Source organism: Halorhodospira sp. 9621, assembly GCF_022228055.1.
Lineage (GTDB): Bacteria > Pseudomonadota > Gammaproteobacteria > Nitrococcales > Halorhodospiraceae > Halorhodospira > Halorhodospira halophila_A.
This window is the reverse complement of record NZ_JAJNRD010000003.1, coordinates 105,491-120,816: the sequence shown is the minus strand read 5'-3', so window position 1 is coordinate 120,816 and position 15,326 is coordinate 105,491. Positions and strand designations below refer to the sequence as shown.

Genomic DNA, 15,326 nt, shown 5'->3' with positions numbered 1-15,326 from the left:
CCGGTGCGTGGCGTCGAGCACATCCCGTGGCTCTACGACGCCGGTATGGCCGTCTGCGAACGCTTAGGCATGCACCGCTGGCGCGAGGCGCTCGTCGACGGGGTCCGCGGCCGTGTCCTGGAGGTAGGCTGCGGGACGGGACGGACCCTACCGCTCTATCCCGCCGAGACCGCGGTGTGGGCAGTGGATCCGGACGCCGCCGCGTTGCGCCGCGCCCGGCGCCGGGCGCCGCAGGTCCCGCTGTACGTTGGCCGCGCGGAGGCACTGCCCTTCGCCGACGGCAGCTTCGACACGGTCACCACCAGCCTGAGTTTCTGCAGCGTCGGCGATACCGCGGCGGGGCTGCGGGAGATCCGCCGGGTCCTCGACGATCACGGGGTGCTGCGAATGCTCGAGCACGTGCGCTCACCGGGGCTGGCGGGCCGGGTGCAGGACCGCATCCAGCCGGTGTGGACCGCCGTCAGCGGCGGCTGCCACCTCAACCGGGATACCGAGGCAGCCGTGCGCGCGGCGGGGTTCCGCATCGACGGCACCTCGCGACGGGCGCGCGGGGTCATGCGCTGCTTCGCCGCCTACAAAGCGTAACAGTCAGGACCGGCCCAGACGCTGCCACAGATCCGCCAGGTGGGCCGCCAGGCCAGCCAGCAACCACCCCGAGACCCAGTACCACGGGGCACCGGTCAGCGCGGCGCGCAGCGCCAGCAGCAGGAAGCCGCCGGCCGCCAGGGTGGTCACGATGGTTGCCGGCGCCAGGCCATGACCGGTGCGCCGGTAGAGCGCGTAAAGCAGGGCCCCCTCGAGGAGCATCAGCACCAGGATGGCGTCGATGACGCGGCCGCTGGCAAACCATTCCGCCATCATCCCGCTCACCACTCGGCCAGCCGTTCACGCAGCTCGTCCCGGAGGATGTCCACCTCAGGGCGGGCCTGCTCAAGGATCGTATCCACCCTGTGAAAGTCGAGCACGCGGATATCGCGGATCGCCGGGCTGATCAGGATATCGGGCTCCTCCCGCCGCCGCTTCTCCTGCAGGATGGAGTACTGCATGACCTGGAACGTGTTGAAGATGTTGTCCAGGTACGCCGGGTTGCGCAGTGCCTCGTCCTTGCCCTCCTCACGGGTGCCGAGCACATTGACCGCCACCACCACGTCGCAATCCTCAGCGAGCAGGTCGAACGGCACCGGATTGGTCAGGCCGCCGTCGACCAGCACCCGATCCTGATAGGAGACCGGGCTGAACAGCCCCGGCATGGCCATGCTCGCCTGGACCGCCGGCCACAACGCACCCGAATCGAAGACCACCGCCTCGCGCTTCCAGTAGTCGGTGGCCACAATCTGCAGCGGAATCTCCAGCTCGCCAAAGCGCGACACGCCCGTCTCCTTGCGCAGGTGGGCGATAAAGGCGTCGGACTCCACAAGCCCGCCGTCGCGATCCGACGGCTGCACGAAGTCGAGCCACTGCCGCCATTTGCCGCCCATCAGCGTCTGCAGCCAGTTCTCGTCCTGATCGGCGACGAGCTCATCGATTCCGGCTCGGATCTCCTCGGCGCTAAGCCCGGCGGCATAGAGCGCGCCCATGATGGCGCCGATGCTGCAGCCACTGATCCGGTGCGGACGCACCCCGAGCTCCTCGAGCGCCTCGAAGACCAGCAGGTGGGAGAGGCCGCGGGCCCCGCCGCTGCCGAGCGCCAGGCCGATACGCGGCCTCCCGTCCCGGTCCACCTCGCCGCCCCGGGCGCCGGCAACCGGGGTGGCCGACATGCCCACCAAGGGCATCAGGGATGCGCTGATCATCATCTTCAGGGTGTGGCGTCGTGGGCGGTCGGGGAGGTCGTGTGGCACTGCGAATCCTCGCTTCAGGCTGCCGCTGAAGGTGCAGCGGTCTCGGGTGAACATAGCAGGCATGGCCCCGACTGTCCTCAGCCCGCGCCGCCGGCGACCGGGCGGCGCAACAGGGCGACATCGTCCCGCGGTAGGTGCAGCTCCGCGCCCCAGCGTCGGGCGAACCAGCAGAAGGTCGCCTCGGCGAAGAAGGCGATGTGGGTCGGGTCGCGCAGGTAGTGCCAGGCACCGAACGCCTCGGCGGACGGCTGGCGCTTGGTCATGATACCCAGCCAACCCCCGGGTCGCACGCACCCCCAGAGCCCGTCGAGCTCGGCCGCCGGCTCGGCCAGGTGCTCGACCACCTCGGTGGCGGTAACCACCTCGTAGCGATCGCGCAACGGCGACGGATCGGGGAAGTAGAAGGGATCGTAGACCTCGGCCTGATAGCCTGCCTCACGGAACATCGCCGCCAGCGCGGGGCCGTGGCCGCAACCGAAATCCAGCACGCGCGCCGGCGGCACCACCGCGGCCATCAGCGGATCGGCGATCCGGGCCAGGAAGCGCCGGTAGCCCGGGTCGCTCACCGCATTCCGGTGCTGGTCGTAGACAGCCTTCTCGTCCGCCGCCGACAGGTGCTGCTGGGGCGGTACGTGGACCAGGGCGCAGCTCGGGCATCGGTAATACGTGCGCTCGGCCCGATGGAACAGCACCGCCGAGCTGCCGCACAGGGGGCAGGGGCGAACGCTCACGGCGCCACCCCGCCGGCCTCCTCCGCGCGGACCGCCTCCAGGCGCCTGCCATCCGCGGTCAGCAGGCGCAGACGGTCGACTTCGGGCATATAGAGGAAGTACACCCCGGCGAGCACATCCAGGAACGCCTGCTCGGCTTCCGCCAGGCCCGCGTCGCGGCAGGCCATGCGCGTGGCGGCCAGGCCGCTGAACACGATCCGCTCGCCGGTCAGCCGGTAGGCGCCGGCGTAGCGATTACACGGCGCCTGCCCGTGAACCCGCCCCTCGGCATCGAGATCGAGCGTGATGATCGCCTCGGGGATCTCGCCGTCGACGGCCACGATCTGCCACTCACCCCCGGTCAGCAACGCCCGGGGATCGCCGCCGCAACCGCGATGCTGCGTACCGTCCAGGGTGTAGTCGACGCGGTACGGGTGCGGCATGCCGGTGGCCACATCGGCGCACAGCGCCTGCTCGACGACAACCTCCAGCGCGCGGCCGTTATCGGTCTCCGCCGTATAGCGCAGGGCCGTGTCCGTTACCTCCGGGTCCGGCTGCGCGGCGGCCACCTCGAGGCGGCCGTAATCGGCCAGCAGCCGCATGCGCTCGCCGTCCATGCGCAGCATCCACCCCGGCTCCTGCCCGCGGGCAATGAACGGTTCATCGGCGGTACCCAGCCCCGGTGCCGGCTCCGGGACAGTCTCGGGGGCCTCGATGGGCTCGGGCTCGGCCTCGGCCAAGGGGGCGGGGGGATCCTCACGGACCCCGGCCGGCTCGCGGTCCTGCGCCCGCTCGGGAGTAGCGCACGCGGCCAGCAGGAGAAGGATCGGAAGAGTGGTCGCGACGGTACGGATGGTGGTCATGGGTCCAGAATACCCGAAAGCGGTGCTCCAGCGGCACTGCCTCGGTGCAACGGAATCCGGACCGCTCGCGGCGGCGCCGCCCCGTGCGGGGGCGCCGCCCCGTGCGGGGGCGGCGCACGGCGCGTACCGGCTCAGTTGGCCTTATGGATGGCCCGCTTACCCACGGCCAGGGCCGCTTCGTGGACGGACTCGGAGAGCGTCGGGTGGGCGTGGATGGTGCGCGCGATGTCCTCGGCGGAGCCGGCGAACTCCATGGTCACCACCGCCTCGGCGATGAGTTCGGAGGCCTGCGGACCGATGATGTGGGCCCCGAGCAACCGGTCGGTCTCGGCGTGGGCGATGAGCTTGACCATCCCAGCGGTCTGGTCCATGGCACGGGCCCGCCCGTTGGCAGCAAAGCCGAAAACCCCGGTGTTGTAGGGGATGCCGGCCTTCTTCAGCTGCTCCTCGGTCCGACCCACCCAGGCGATCTCGGGGTCGGTGTAGATCACCCACGGGATGGTCTCGTAGTTGAGGTGCCCGCCCTTGCCGGCGATCCGTTCCGCCACCAGGATGCCCTCTTCTTGGCCCTTGTGGGCGAGCATCGGCCCGCGCACGACGTCGCCGACGGCGTAGACGTCGGGCAGGTTGGTCTTGCAGTCCTCGTCGACATTGATGAAGCCACGCTCGTCGAGGAGCAGATCGACCTCTTTCGAGCAGAGGTCATCGGTGTTGGGTCGCCGGCCGACGCAGACGATGAGGCGGTCGACCTCCAGCTCCTGCCCACCGTTCTTGTCCTCGTAGGAGACCGTGACCCCACCGTCGACCCGGGTGCCGGTGACCCGGCAACCCAGGCGGATATCCAGCCCCTGCTTCTTGAACTCCTTCTGGGCCGTGCGCGCCACCTGGCGGTCCACCGGCCCGAGGAATTCGTCCTGCGCCTCGAGCAGCACCACCTCCGAGCCGAGGCGGCTCCATACCGAGCCCATCTCGAGGCCGATGACCCCGGCGCCGATGATGCCGAGCCGCTGCGGCACCTCGGTGAAGTCCAGCGCCCCGTCGGAGTTGACGATGCGCTCGTGATCCAGCGCTGCGGCGCCGATCTCGACGCTGCGCGAGCCGGTGGCCAGTACGACGGAGTCGGCGCTGTAGCGCTCACTGGTGCCATCCGAGCGGCGGACCTCCACGGTCTTCGCCTCGACCAACTGGCCGTGACCGTGGATCCACTCGATCTTGTTGGCCTTGAACAGCTGACGGATGCCCCCGGTGAGATCCTTCACCACCTTGTCCTTGCGGGCGATCATCTTCTCCACATCCAGCTCCACCCCCTGGGCGGTGATGCCGTGGGCGCTGAGCTGCTCGGTGACCTTGTGATACTGCTCCGAGCTGTCGAGCAGCGCCTTGGAGGGGATGCAGCCGACGTTCAGGCAAGTGCCGCCGAGGGCGGGCTCGCCATCCTTGAAGACGAAGGCGTCGACCACGGCAGTGCGCATGCCCAGCTGGGCGCAGCGAATGGCAGCGCTGTATCCGGCGGGGCCGGCACCGATAACGATGACATCGTAGTGATTGGACATGTTGCGACCCTGTTCTGTGGTTGTATGTGCGCTCGAGGGCCTCCGGCCCCGGGCGGATCCTGGGCCCGCGCCGCTAGATTTCGAGCAGCAGCCGGGCGGGATCCTCGATGCAGTCCTTGACGGCCACCAGGAACTGCACCGCCTCGCGGCCGTCGATGATGCGGTGGTCGTAGGTGTGGGCCAGGTACATCATCGGCCGGACCACGATCTCACCGTCCTCGACCACCGGTCGTTCCTGGATCTTGTGCATCCCCAGGATGCCGCTCTGAGGCGGGTTGAGGATGGGCGTGGAGAGCAGCGACCCGAAGATCCCGCCGTTGGTGATGGTGAAGGTCCCGCCGGTAAGCTCGTCCATGCTCAGCTTGCCCTGCTGGGCACGCTTGCCGAGCTCGTTGATCTGTGACTCGATCTCGGCGAAGGAGAGGCGGTCGGCGTCGCGCAGCACCGGCACCACCAGCCCCCGCGGCGAGGAGACGGCGATGCCGATGTCGTAATAGCCGTGGTAGATGATGTCATTGCCGTCGATCGAGGCGTTGACCGCCGGATAGCGCTTGAGGGCCTCGACCGCCGCCTTGACGAAGAACGACATGAAGCCTAAGCGCACGTCGTGGGCCTTTTCGAAACGCTCGCGGTAACGGGCGCGCAGATCCATCACCGGCTGCATGTCCACCTCGTTGAAGGTGGTGAGCATGGCCGCGGTCTGCTGCGCCTCGACCAAACGCTCGGCGATGCGCTGGCGCAGCCGGGTCATGGGCACCCGCTGCTCGGGTCGGTCGCCCAGCGGGGCGGCCTCGGCGGCGGGGGCGCTCTGCGGTGCTGTAACCGCGGTGGGCGCTGCCTCGGCCTCGGCCCGACGCTCCAGATGGCGGAGCACGTCTTCCTTGGTCAGGCGACCGTCGCCACTGGAGGACTCGATCCGGGCAGGATCCAGGCCGTGCTCGCGGACCAGACGGCGCACCGCCGGGCTGAGCCCGTCCAGGCTCGCCGCCGGTGCCGCCTCCGCGTCCGCGGCCGCGACGGGCGCCTCGGGGGCCGTGTCCTCCCCGCCCTGGGGGGCCGGCTCGGCGTCGTCCGACGCCTGTCCGCCGGCCGCGGCCGCCGCTGCGGTCTCGGCGGCCGGGGGGTCATCGGTGGCGGCTGCGGCACCCGCCTCGACGTGCCCGAGGATATCGTCCGGGGTGACCGTATCGCCCACCGCACGGTCGATCCCCTGCAGCACACCGTCGGCGGGCGCCGGGACCTCCAGCACCACCTTATCCGTCTCCAGATCGACCAGGTTCTCGTCCTGGCTCACCGCCTCGCCGGGCTGCTTATGCCAGGCCACCACCGTCGCCTCGCTGACGGACTCGGGCAGCGCTGGCACCTTGATCTCGACGCTCATGCAGGTCCCCTTCTCTGGTGTTCTCGTCCGGGCTCGATCGCCGCGTGCCGCCTAGCCAAGGGCATCCTCGACCAGCGCCCGCTGCTGCTCGTGGTGGCGCTTGGGGTAGCCGACCGCCGGCGATGCCGCCGCCGAGCGCCCGGCGTAGCGCAGCCGCTGATCCGGCCCCATGCAGTTGTAGAGGTGGTGGTTGGTGGAGTACCAGGCGCCCTGGTTCTTCGGCTCCTCCTGGCACCAGACCACCTCGGTGGCGGCCGCGTAGCGCTCGGTCAGCAGCCGGCGCAGCGCCTTCTCCGGGAACGGGTAGAGCTGCTCGACCCGGATGATGGCGATGTCATTGCGGGCCTCCCGCCGGCGGGCCTCGAGCAGGTCGTAGTAGACCTTGCCGGCGCACAGCACCACCCGGCGGCAGGCAGCGGGATCGAGCCCGTCCACCTCATCGATGATGTTGTGGAAGTGGCCGCCGGTCAGGTCGTCAAGCCCGGAGGTGGAGAGCTTGTGCCGAAGCAGGCTTTTCGGCGTCAGCACCACCAGTGGCTTGCGGTAGCGGCGCAGCATCTGCCGGCGCAGCATGTGGAAGAACTGCGCCGGCGTCGAGGGCACGCAGACCTGCATGTTGTTCTCGGCACACAGCTGCAAGTAGCGCTCCAGGCGGGCCGACGAGTGCTCCGGCCCCTGCCCCTCGTAGCCGTGGGGCAGGAACATGGTCAACCCCGACAGCCGCCCCCACTTGGCCTCGGCCGCGGCGATGAACTGGTCGATGACCACCTGCGCGCCGTTGGCGAAGTCACCGAACTGCGCCTCCCAGATGGTCAGGGTGTCCGGCTCAGTGGTGGCGTAGCCGTACTCGAAACCGACCACGGCCTCCTCGGAGAGGAGCGAGTCGATGACTACGAAGTCCTGCGGCTCGGTGGTCACGTCCTGCAGCGGCACGAAGTTGGAGCCGTCACGGGCGTTGTGCAGCACGGCGTGGCGGTGGAAGAAGGTCCCCCGGCCGGAGTCCTGGCCGGTCAGACGCACGCGGTAGCCGTCCTGCAGCAGCGTGGCGTAGGCCATGGTCTCGGCAAAGCCCCAGTCCAGCGGCAGCGCACCGGCGACCATTTTGCGCCGGCTCTCCATGATGGAGGCCACCCGCGGATTGAGTTCGAAGCCGTCGGGCAGGGCGTCGAGAATCTGCTGCAGCCCGCGCAGGCGCTCCTTGTCCACGGCGGTCTCCACCGGCTCATTCCACTCGCCGCCGACGAACCGGGTCCAGTTCGCGGCGTAGTCGTTGCGCACGCCGGTGAGGATGTTCGACGCCACCACCTCCCGGTTTTCAAGGGCCTCGCGGTAGGCGGCGACCATCTCCTCGGACTCCCGCGGCCCGAGGATGCCTTCCTGCACCAACCGCTCGGCGTAACGCTGGCGTACCGTCGGCTGGTTGCGGATCTTCTGGTACATCATCGGCTGCGTGGCCGCCGGCTCGTCGGCCTCGTTGTGGCCGTGGCGGCGGTAGCAGATCAGATCGATGACCACATCGCGGTGGAAGGTGTTGCGGTAATCCAGGGCCAGGGCCGTGGTGAAGGCTACCGCCTCGGGGTCATCGCCGTTGACGTGGAAGATCGGCGCCTGAACGATCTTCGCCACTTCGGTGCAGTAGTGGCTCGAGCGCGTGTCTTGCGGGTGCGAGGTGGTGAACCCGATCTGGTTGTTGACCACCACGTGCACCGTACCCCCGGTATAGAAACCGCGGGCCTGGGAGAGCTGGAAGGTCTCCATGACCACGCCCTGCCCGGCGAAGGCGGCGTCACCGTGGATGAGCAGGGGCAGGACCTGCTCGCCCTGGGGATCGCGACGCCGGCGCATGCGCCCGCGGCAGGAGCCCTCGACCACCGGGTTGACGATCTCCAGGTGCGACGGATTAAAGGCCAGAGCCACGTGCATGGGACCGCCCGGGGTCTGGATGTCCGACGAGAAGCCCATGTGGTACTTGACGTCGCCGGAGCCCTGCAGCCCGTCGGGTTGATGGCCCTCAAACTCGGCGAACAGGTCGCCCGGGTCCTTGCCCATGATGTTAATCAGCACGTTGAGCCGGCCCCGGTGGGCCATGCCCAGCACCATCTCCTTGACGCCCTCGCGTCCGGCGCCCTGGATCAGGTCGTGGAGCAGGGGGATCAGCGAGTCCCCACCCTCCAGGGAGAACCGCTTCTGGCCCACGTACTTGGAATGCAGGTACTTCTCGATACCCTCGGCCGCAGTCAGGCGCTCGAGGATCTCTTTCTTGCGCGCGGCGCTCAGCCGCGGACGGCAACCGGTCCCTTCGAGCCGCTCCTGGATCCAGCGCTTCTGCACCGTATCCGTGATGTGCATGTACTCCGAACCGACGGACCCGCAATAGACCTCCTCGAGCTGAGCGATGATCTCGCGCAGCGTCATCTGCGTCGGCGCGTAGAGGGACCCGGTGTTGAACGTTTGGTCCAGCTCCGCCGGCGACAGGCCGTGGAAGGCCGGATCGAGATCCGGCACCGGCGGTTTCGGGCGCAGGTCCAGGGGGTCGATATCCGCCGCCTGGTGACCCCGAAAACGGTAGGAGTTGATCAGCCGCAGCACCGCCGCCTGCTTCTCGGCCGCCTCGGCGCTCAGCCCGCCCTGGACAGCGCCGGAGGCCCGCGCCGGAGTGCCGCCATTGTCCCGCGCGTGCTGCTCAAAGCGGGCCCGGATGGGGCTGTGCGGGATGTCCTCACCGGTGCCGGACTCCCGGGTCAGGCTGTGGAAGTAGGCGCGCCACTCCGGGTCCACGCGGCTCGGATCGGCCAGGTACGTCTCGTACAGGTCCTCGATGAAGGCCGCATTGGCCCCGTGCAGGTAGGAGGTGTTGCGAAGGTGTTCGAAAAGGCCGCGATCAGTCATGCCACCACTCTAAGGCTCGGAGCGAACGGAGAGAACCCGTGCGCCCGGGGCGCGGCGGCCCCGGCGGGCCAGCGCACCCCGGGCGCCACCGCTAACCGTGATCGCCTCCGCCGCCGTCCGGTGAGGCGGCCTCGGCGGGCTGCGTCCGTCCGGCGAGCAGGATGCCGATCTCGTAGAGCAACCACACCGGCACGGCCAGCAGCACCTGCGAGAGCACATCGGGCGGGGTGAGCATCATACCCACCACGAAGGCACCGACAATCACGTAGGGGCGCTTGGCCGCGAGGCTCTCCCGGGTGGAGATGCCACTGCGCACCAGAAGGATGGTCGCGATCGGCACCTGAAAGGCCGCACCGAAGGCGAAGAACAGGGTCAGCACGAACGACAGGTATTCGCCGATATCCGTCATCATCTGCACGCCTTCCGGGGAGACCAGTGCAAAGAAGCGGAAGGCGATCGGGAAGACCACGAAGTAGGCGAAGGCCGCCCCGAGATAGAACAGCCCGGTGCTGGAGATCAGCAACGGCCAGATCATCCGCCGCTCGTGGCGGTACAGCCCCGGCGCCACGAAGGCCCAGAGCTGGTAGAGGATGTAGGGGATGGTGATGAAGATGGCCGCCACCAGGGCCAGCTTCATGGGAATCAGAAACGGCGAGGCCACCTTGATAGCAATCATCGAGGTGCCCTCGGGCAGGACTTCCTGAAGCGGCCCGGAGATCCAGCGGTAGAGTGTGTCCCGGAAGGGGTAGAGGAGCAGGAACGCCCCCAGGACCACCACGACGATGCGCAGCAGGCGGTCGCGGAACTCCTTCAGGTGGCTAAGCAGCGGTGCCTCCTGAAGCTTCTCGTCACCCCCCTCTTTCTCGTCGGGCTCGCCGGCACTCACTGGTCCTGCTCCTTGTCGGCGCCGCGCGGCTTACCGCCCTCGGATTCCTCGGCCCTGCGGAGCCGGGCGGCGCGCCGGGCCTCCCGGGTCTCCCGCTCGACGTCCTCCTCAGCCCCCGTGAAGGCGCGGCGGGTCTGCTCGACATCGCGCCGAACCGACTCGCCCGCCTTGCGAATCTCCTCGACCCGCAGCTCGCGCTCGACCTCGCGGCGCGTCGCGTTGAACGAAGAGCGCGCCTTCCCGGCCCATCGGCCGAGCACGCGCACGGTACGAGCCATGCGCTCGGGGCCGAGCACCAGCAAGCCGATCAGGCAGATGATCAGAACTTCCCAGAAGCCGAGGTCGAACATGGCGATCCTGCGTCAGGGCCGTACCGGAGGCGCGCCGGCGCCTCTCAGGAGGCGCTACGGTCGTGCTGCTCGGCACTCTGGCGGGTGGCACTGCTCTCCCGGGCGTGGCCCTGCTCGGAGGCGGGGTCGCCCTGGTGCTCCAGCGGCTCGGGCTCCTCCGACGACTCCCCATCGGCGCGCTTCTGCGCCTCTTCCTCTTCGCCCTCCCGCATCGACTCCTTGAAGCCGCGGATGGCACCACCAAGGTCCCCGCCGATATTGCGCAGCTTCTTGGTGCCGAACAGCAGCGCCACGATCAGCAGAATGATCAGCAGCGACCAGATATTGAATCCCATCTCCTCACCCTCCGACGCCGTGCGGCGCCTTCCGTTATGCGTTGCTCACTCGCCGCGGGCCGCTTTCTCGTCCAGGCCCGAACGGCCCACCCGTCGCTCCAGCTCCGCCAGCACCTCATCCACCGACACCCCACTGGCGGAGAGCATGACGAGAGTATGGAACCACAGATCGGCGGTCTCATAAACGATCTGTTCCCGCTCGCCGCCCTTGGCGGCGATCACCGTCTCGGTCGCCTCCTCGCCAACCTTCTTGAGGATGGCGTCAAAGCCTTTGTGGTGAAGCCGCGCCACATAGGAGGCATCCGGCGATGCACCGCGGCGCCGCTCGATGGTCTCGGCCAGCTCGCGCAGGGTGTCGGCCGCCGACCGCCCGGTTCCGGCTTCGCTCATTGTCGGACCTCGATACCGCGTTCCGCCATGTACGCCTTGGCCTCGCCGACGGTGTGGTCGCCGAAGTGGAAAATGCTCGCCGCCAGAACGGCATCGGCTCCCCCCTCGTCGACCCCATCGGCCAGGTGTTCCAGATCCCCCACGCCGCCGGAGGCGATCACCGGCACGGTCACCGCATCGGCGACGGCGCGGGTCAGGCCGAGATCGAAACCGGCCCTTGTGCCGTCTCGGTCCATGCTGGTCAGCAGGATCTCGCCGGCTCCCAGCGCCACCAGGCGCTGGCACCAGCTGATGACCTCGAGCCCGGTGGGATTGCGCCCGCCGTGGGTGAAGACCTCCCAGCGCGGCGGATCCTCCTCAACCTGCTTGGCGTCCACCGCCACCACGATGCACTGCGAGCCGAAGCGTTCGGCGGCCTCGCGGACGAACTCCGGGCGGTGAACCGCCGCGGTGTTGATAGCCACCTTGTCGGCGCCGGCATTGAGCAGGCGGCGCACGTCGGCCACGGTGCGCACGCCGCCACCGACGGTCAACGGGATGAAGACCTGCCCGGCCACCGCCTCCACCACATCGTAGATGGTATCGCGCTCCTCGTGGCTGGCGGTGATATCCAGGAAGGTCAGCTCGTCAGCCCCCATGGCGTCGTAGCGCCGGGCGATCTCCACGGGGTCGCCAGCGTCGCGAATGTCCACGAAACGGACGCCCTTGACCACCCGGCCGCCATCCACATCCAGGCAAGGGATAATGCGCTTAGCGGTCATCGCCGGCCTCCCGCGCCGTGCGGATAGCGGCGGCCAGCTCAAGGCCGCCGTCGTAGATGGCCCGCCCCACGATGGCCCCGGCGATGCCCTCCGGGCTCGCGGCCAGGCTGCGCACGTCCTCGAGGCTGCTGACACCGCCGGATGCGATCACCGGGATGGAAACGGCCCGGGCCAGCTCGCGGGTGGCCTCAACGTTGCAGCCCTGCATCATCCCGTCCCGGCCGATGTCCGTGAAGATCAACGCCGCCACGCCGGCGTCCTCGAACCGGCGAGCGAGGTCGACGGCGGCCACCTCGGAGGTCTGTTCCCAGCCATCGGTGGCGACGTACCCGCCCCGCGCATCCAGCCCCACGCACACCCGCCCGGGGATCTCGCGGCAGAGCTCCTCCACGAAAGCCGGCTCGCGCACGGCACGGGTGCCGACAATGACGTAACCCACGCCGGCGTCCAGGTAGCGCAGGGCCGTATCCCGGCTGCGGATGCCACCGCCGATCTGCAGCGGCGTATCGGGGTAGGCGCGGGCGATCGCGTGGATCGTCTCCTCGTGGGCAGGCCGGCCCTGCACCGCGCCGTCGAGGTCGACCAGGTGGAGGCGCCTGGCGCCGGCCGCCACCCAGCGCCCGGCCACTGCCACGGGGTCGGCGTCGAAGATGGTCTCGTCGTCCATCCGGCCCTGGCGCAGCCGCACACAGTGGCCGTTCTTGAGATCGATGGCGGGGATTACGATCACGTCCAGCTCCCGTCCCAGTCGAGGAAGTTGCGGTAGAGGCGCAGGCCCGCGTCCTGGCTCTTCTCCGGATGGAATTGCACGGCGAAGCAGGGCCCGTCCGCCACGGCGGCGGCGAAACGGCACCCGTGCTCGGCCTGGCCGACGATGATGCCCGGATCGTCGGCCACGACGTAGTAGCTGTGCACGAAATAGAACCAAGTCCCGTCCTCGATGCCGGCCCACAGCGGGTGCCGGCAAGGCCGGTGCACCCGGCTCCAGCCCATGTGCGGCACCTTCAGCGGCCGCCCGCGGCCGTCGCGCTCGCCGTCTGGGAATCGTACGGCACGTCCGGGCAGCACACCCAGGCCGTCCACCCCGCCGCTCTCCTCGCTGTGGGTCAGCAGCGCCTGCATCCCCAGGCAGATACCGAGGAAGGGACGGCTTTGCGCGGCCTCGATTAGGGCAGCGGTCAGCCCGAGGCGGTCGAGTTCGGTCATGCAGTCGCCGATGGCGCCGACGCCCGGGAGTACAACACGCTCGGCATCCCGGACCCGGGCGGGGTCGGCGGTCACCTCGAGACCCGACTCGTCACCGGCGGCGTGGGCCAGGGCCCGGTAGACCGAGCGCAGGTTGCCCATACCGTAGTCAACGATGGCCACCCGGCTCATGGCTAGAGGGCCCCCTTGGTGGAAGGGATCCGACCCGCGGCGCGCTCATCCAGGCTGACGGCCTGGCGCAGCGCGCGCCCGAAGGCCTTAAAAAGGCATTCGACCATGTGGTGAGCATTGCGTCCGCGCAGCACGTCCAGGTGTGCGGTCACCGCAGCGTGGCTGGTCAGGGCCCGGAAGAACTCCTCGACGAGTTCGGTATCAAAGCGTCCGATCAGCGCCCGCGGGAACTCGGCCTCATAGACGAGCCCAGGCCGGCCGGAGAGGTCGAGCACGGCACGCGATAGCGCCTCGTCCAGGGGCACATAGGCGTACCCGTAGCGGGTCAGCCCGGCCTTGTCGCCCCACGCACGAGCCAGCGCCTGCCCGAGCGCGATGCCCACGTCCTCCACGGTGTGGTGGTCATCGATCCAGGTGTCCCCCTTGGCCTGGACGTGCAGATCCAAGCCGCCGTGACGGGCCACCTGGGCGAGCATATGCTCGAAGAAGGGGACCCCGCAGTCGAGTTCTGCGCTCCCCTCGCCGTCGAGATCCACCCGCACCCGCACGGCGGTCTCGCCGGTGGTGCGCTCGACTTCTGCCGTTCGCTTGGCCATGGCCGTAACGCCCTCGCAGTTGGAATCGATCCGGGCCTGACGCCCGACGGGCGAACGAGGATATCACACGGCGCCGGCCGGCCCCGGCGGCGCCTCCAGCCAGAAGGTCACCGGCCCGTCATTGACCAGCTCAACCTGCATGTCCGCGCCAAAGACCCCGGCGGCCACCGGCCCCGTCGCCCGGGCGTGCAGAGCATCCAGAAAGATACCGAACAGGTCCTGACCGGTCTGGGGGTCGGCAGCGGGTCCGAAGCTCGGCCGCATGCCCTTGCGTGTATCCGCGGCCAGGGTGAACTGCGGCACAGCTAGCACACCGCAGGCCCGATCGAGGGCGGAGGCGTTCATGCGCCCGGCGTCATCCGGAAACACCCGGTAGCCCAGCACCCGCTCGGCCAGGCGCCGGGCCTGTTGCGGGCCATCCCCGCGCACGGCACAGACCAGGGCGACCAGCCCGTGCCCGATCTGCCCGACAACCTCGCCCTCGACCCAAACCCGGGCCCTTCCTGAACGCTGAATAACGGTGATCATCGCCGACGATGTCAGATTTGTCTTACACGCACTGCGGCTGCCCCTGATTTCCCTGCTACGGGCGCTGGGGCATTGTAGACCACGGCTACCGGCAGTCGAACTCCTGAGGCTTAACGGAAGAGCCCAGTCGATTGTGCGGGAGCCTGGGTGGGGCGATGGATCGCTCGGCCTTCAGGGACCGCTCAAGGAAGAGTAAGGCCCCCGCCCATTAGCCCGAGGGAAGCGGGTTCAAGCCGACGCAGGATGCGTCGGCTTTTTTTTTCGTCCGATCAGGCCTTCTTGCTGCCGCCAGAGGTGCTGCGCCCTGCAGAGGATTTCTGCGAGCCGGCAGCCCCCGACGTCGCGGTTCCGGATAGCTCCTGCATCGCCTCCTGAGCCCGCTTGGTCGCATCCTGCCAGGCCTGGAGCACGCGCTGGCCCTCCGAGTCCCACTGCTCCGCCATGCGGGACGGATCCATGTTCTTCACGCTGTCGAACCAGGCGTTCCAGAGCTTGCTCTGCGCCTCGGTCCAGGACTTCATCATCTCCTGGGTCTGCTTAACCGCCTCCTGCATCCCCTCGCTGGCATGCTCTCCGGCACCGGCCTGCTGTGCCCACTTCTGCGCCCACTGCACCTGGGCGTCGAGGGCCTCGCGGACCGCCTTCTCCCAGGCCTCCAGGTTCTGCTGATAGTGGCGCTGCCACTCATCGCCCTGGGACACCCCGGTGGGCATCTGCATGCCACGCACCGTCTGCAGCCACGTATCCCACATGCGCTGCTGCATCTCGGTCCAGTTCCGGACCATTTCTTCCATCGGTTGGTTACCGCTCATTGGAATCCTCTCCTGTATGTCCTCACGAAGAACTCCGGGCACGGCCACATGGGT

The 15,326-nt window shown here is 68.9% G+C and carries 18 protein-coding genes; 1 reads left to right on the top strand and 17 read right to left on the bottom strand.

What is annotated here, in order from left to right; genetic code table 11:
- Positions 1-3 precede the first annotated feature (3 nt).
- Positions 4-585 carry a methyltransferase domain-containing protein gene (locus tag LRF89_RS02940; protein ID WP_201170306.1) on the top strand — a complete coding sequence of 194 codons (582 nt, stop codon included), beginning with the start codon at positions 4-6 and terminating at the stop codon, positions 583-585.
- Between the two features lie 3 nt (positions 586-588).
- Here the strand turns inward: LRF89_RS02940 and LRF89_RS02935 are convergent, their stop codons facing one another.
- The 17 genes from LRF89_RS02935 to LRF89_RS02855 form a co-directional block, all read right to left on the bottom strand.
- Positions 589-858 (bottom strand): hypothetical protein, encoded by a 270-nt coding sequence (locus LRF89_RS02935; RefSeq protein WP_201169961.1) that lies wholly within the window; start codon positions 856-858, stop codon positions 589-591.
- An 8-nt stretch (positions 859-866) separates the two neighbouring features.
- Positions 867-1,841: a patatin-like phospholipase family protein gene (locus tag LRF89_RS02930; RefSeq protein WP_238634686.1), complete on the bottom strand. Its 975-nt coding sequence runs from the start codon at positions 1,839-1,841 to the stop codon at positions 867-869.
- 77 nt (positions 1,842-1,918) lie between these two features.
- Positions 1,919-2,572, bottom strand: a complete 654-nt coding sequence (locus tag LRF89_RS02925) for a class I SAM-dependent methyltransferase (protein ID WP_238636577.1) — start codon at positions 2,570-2,572, stop codon at positions 1,919-1,921.
- Complete coding sequence (locus LRF89_RS02920) at positions 2,569-3,414, bottom strand: META domain-containing protein (protein ID WP_201169964.1); 846 nt, start codon at positions 3,412-3,414, stop codon at positions 2,569-2,571. Before LRF89_RS02920 ends, LRF89_RS02925 begins: the two co-directional genes overlap by 4 nt.
- A 131-nt stretch (positions 3,415-3,545) precedes the next feature.
- On the bottom strand, positions 3,546-4,967 hold the full coding sequence (gene lpdA / locus LRF89_RS02915; protein WP_201169965.1) for a dihydrolipoyl dehydrogenase: 1,422 nt from the start codon (positions 4,965-4,967) through the stop codon (positions 3,546-3,548).
- A 73-nt stretch (positions 4,968-5,040) separates the two neighbouring features.
- Positions 5,041-6,348 (bottom strand): 2-oxoglutarate dehydrogenase complex dihydrolipoyllysine-residue succinyltransferase, encoded by a 1,308-nt coding sequence (gene odhB, locus LRF89_RS02910; RefSeq protein ID WP_238634684.1) that lies wholly within the window; start codon positions 6,346-6,348, stop codon positions 5,041-5,043.
- A gap of 51 nt (positions 6,349-6,399) precedes the next feature.
- Positions 6,400-9,237, bottom strand: coding sequence for a 2-oxoglutarate dehydrogenase E1 component (locus LRF89_RS02905; protein WP_201169970.1), 2,838 nt, complete (start codon positions 9,235-9,237; stop codon positions 6,400-6,402).
- A 91-nt stretch (positions 9,238-9,328) separates the two neighbouring features.
- On the bottom strand, positions 9,329-10,123 hold the full coding sequence (tatC, locus tag LRF89_RS02900) for a twin-arginine translocase subunit TatC (RefSeq protein WP_201169972.1): 795 nt from the start codon (positions 10,121-10,123) through the stop codon (positions 9,329-9,331).
- Positions 10,120-10,473, bottom strand: a complete 354-nt coding sequence (gene tatB / locus LRF89_RS02895) for a Sec-independent protein translocase protein TatB (RefSeq protein WP_201241765.1) — start codon at positions 10,471-10,473, stop codon at positions 10,120-10,122. The genes tatC and tatB overlap by 4 nt, the downstream gene beginning before the upstream one ends.
- A gap of 44 nt (positions 10,474-10,517) precedes the next feature.
- Positions 10,518-10,808: a Sec-independent protein translocase subunit TatA gene (gene tatA, locus LRF89_RS02890; RefSeq protein ID WP_201169976.1), complete on the bottom strand. Its 291-nt coding sequence runs from the start codon at positions 10,806-10,808 to the stop codon at positions 10,518-10,520.
- A 45-nt stretch (positions 10,809-10,853) separates the two neighbouring features.
- A complete protein-coding gene (locus LRF89_RS02885) occupies positions 10,854-11,198 on the bottom strand; it encodes a phosphoribosyl-ATP diphosphatase (RefSeq protein WP_238636576.1) in 345 nt (114 codons plus the stop codon).
- Entirely contained in the window at positions 11,195-11,959 is a 765-nt protein-coding gene (hisF, locus tag LRF89_RS02880) for an imidazole glycerol phosphate synthase subunit HisF (protein WP_201169980.1), read from the bottom strand. The genes LRF89_RS02885 and hisF overlap by 4 nt, the downstream gene beginning before the upstream one ends.
- Complete coding sequence (gene hisA, locus LRF89_RS02875; RefSeq protein ID WP_201241764.1) at positions 11,949-12,689, bottom strand: 1-(5-phosphoribosyl)-5-[(5-phosphoribosylamino)methylideneamino]imidazole-4-carboxamide isomerase; 741 nt, start codon at positions 12,687-12,689, stop codon at positions 11,949-11,951. Before hisA ends, hisF begins: the two co-directional genes overlap by 11 nt.
- Positions 12,686-13,336: an imidazole glycerol phosphate synthase subunit HisH gene (gene hisH / locus LRF89_RS02870; RefSeq protein ID WP_201169984.1), complete on the bottom strand. Its 651-nt coding sequence runs from the start codon at positions 13,334-13,336 to the stop codon at positions 12,686-12,688. The genes hisA and hisH overlap by 4 nt, the downstream gene beginning before the upstream one ends.
- 2 nt (positions 13,337-13,338) lie before the next feature.
- Positions 13,339-13,932: an imidazoleglycerol-phosphate dehydratase HisB gene (gene hisB, locus LRF89_RS02865; RefSeq protein ID WP_201169986.1), complete on the bottom strand. Its 594-nt coding sequence runs from the start codon at positions 13,930-13,932 to the stop codon at positions 13,339-13,341.
- Between the two features lie 63 nt (positions 13,933-13,995).
- Complete coding sequence (dtd, locus tag LRF89_RS02860; protein WP_201169987.1) at positions 13,996-14,460, bottom strand: D-aminoacyl-tRNA deacylase; 465 nt, start codon at positions 14,458-14,460, stop codon at positions 13,996-13,998.
- Between the two features lie 269 nt (positions 14,461-14,729).
- Positions 14,730-15,272 carry a hypothetical protein gene (locus tag LRF89_RS02855; RefSeq protein ID WP_201169988.1) on the bottom strand — a complete coding sequence of 181 codons (543 nt, stop codon included), beginning with the start codon at positions 15,270-15,272 and terminating at the stop codon, positions 14,730-14,732.
- Between the last annotated feature and the right edge of the window lie 54 nt (positions 15,273-15,326).

What these genes read in the sequence shown, in the direction of transcription:
- LRF89_RS02935 (WP_201169961.1), bottom strand. Translation starts at nt 858, where the DNA reads ATGGCGGAATGGTTTGCCAGCGGCCGCGTCATCGACGCCATCCTGGTG.
- LRF89_RS02920 (WP_201169964.1), bottom strand. Translation starts at nt 3,414, where the DNA reads ATGACCACCATCCGTACCGTCGCGACCACTCTTCCGATCCTTCTCCTG.
- lpdA (WP_201169965.1), bottom strand. Translation starts at nt 4,967, where the DNA reads ATGTCCAATCACTACGATGTCATCGTTATCGGTGCCGGCCCCGCCGGA.
- odhB (WP_238634684.1), bottom strand. Translation starts at nt 6,348, where the DNA reads ATGAGCGTCGAGATCAAGGTGCCAGCGCTGCCCGAGTCCGTCAGCGAG.
- LRF89_RS02905 (WP_201169970.1), bottom strand. Translation starts at nt 9,237, where the DNA reads ATGACTGATCGCGGCCTTTTCGAACACCTTCGCAACACCTCCTACCTG.
- tatB (WP_201241765.1), bottom strand. Translation starts at nt 10,473, where the DNA reads ATGTTCGACCTCGGCTTCTGGGAAGTTCTGATCATCTGCCTGATCGGC.
- tatA (WP_201169976.1), bottom strand. Translation starts at nt 10,808, where the DNA reads ATGGGATTCAATATCTGGTCGCTGCTGATCATTCTGCTGATCGTGGCG.
- LRF89_RS02885 (WP_238636576.1), bottom strand. Translation starts at nt 11,198, where the DNA reads ATGAGCGAAGCCGGAACCGGGCGGTCGGCGGCCGACACCCTGCGCGAG.
- hisF (WP_201169980.1), bottom strand. Translation starts at nt 11,959, where the DNA reads ATGACCGCTAAGCGCATTATCCCTTGCCTGGATGTGGATGGCGGCCGG.
- hisH (WP_201169984.1), bottom strand. Translation starts at nt 13,336, where the DNA reads ATGAGCCGGGTGGCCATCGTTGACTACGGTATGGGCAACCTGCGCTCG.
- hisB (WP_201169986.1), bottom strand. Translation starts at nt 13,932, where the DNA reads ATGGCCAAGCGAACGGCAGAAGTCGAGCGCACCACCGGCGAGACCGCC.
- dtd (WP_201169987.1), bottom strand. Translation starts at nt 14,460, where the DNA reads ATGATCACCGTTATTCAGCGTTCAGGAAGGGCCCGGGTTTGGGTCGAG.
- LRF89_RS02855 (WP_201169988.1), bottom strand. Translation starts at nt 15,272, where the DNA reads ATGAGCGGTAACCAACCGATGGAAGAAATGGTCCGGAACTGGACCGAG.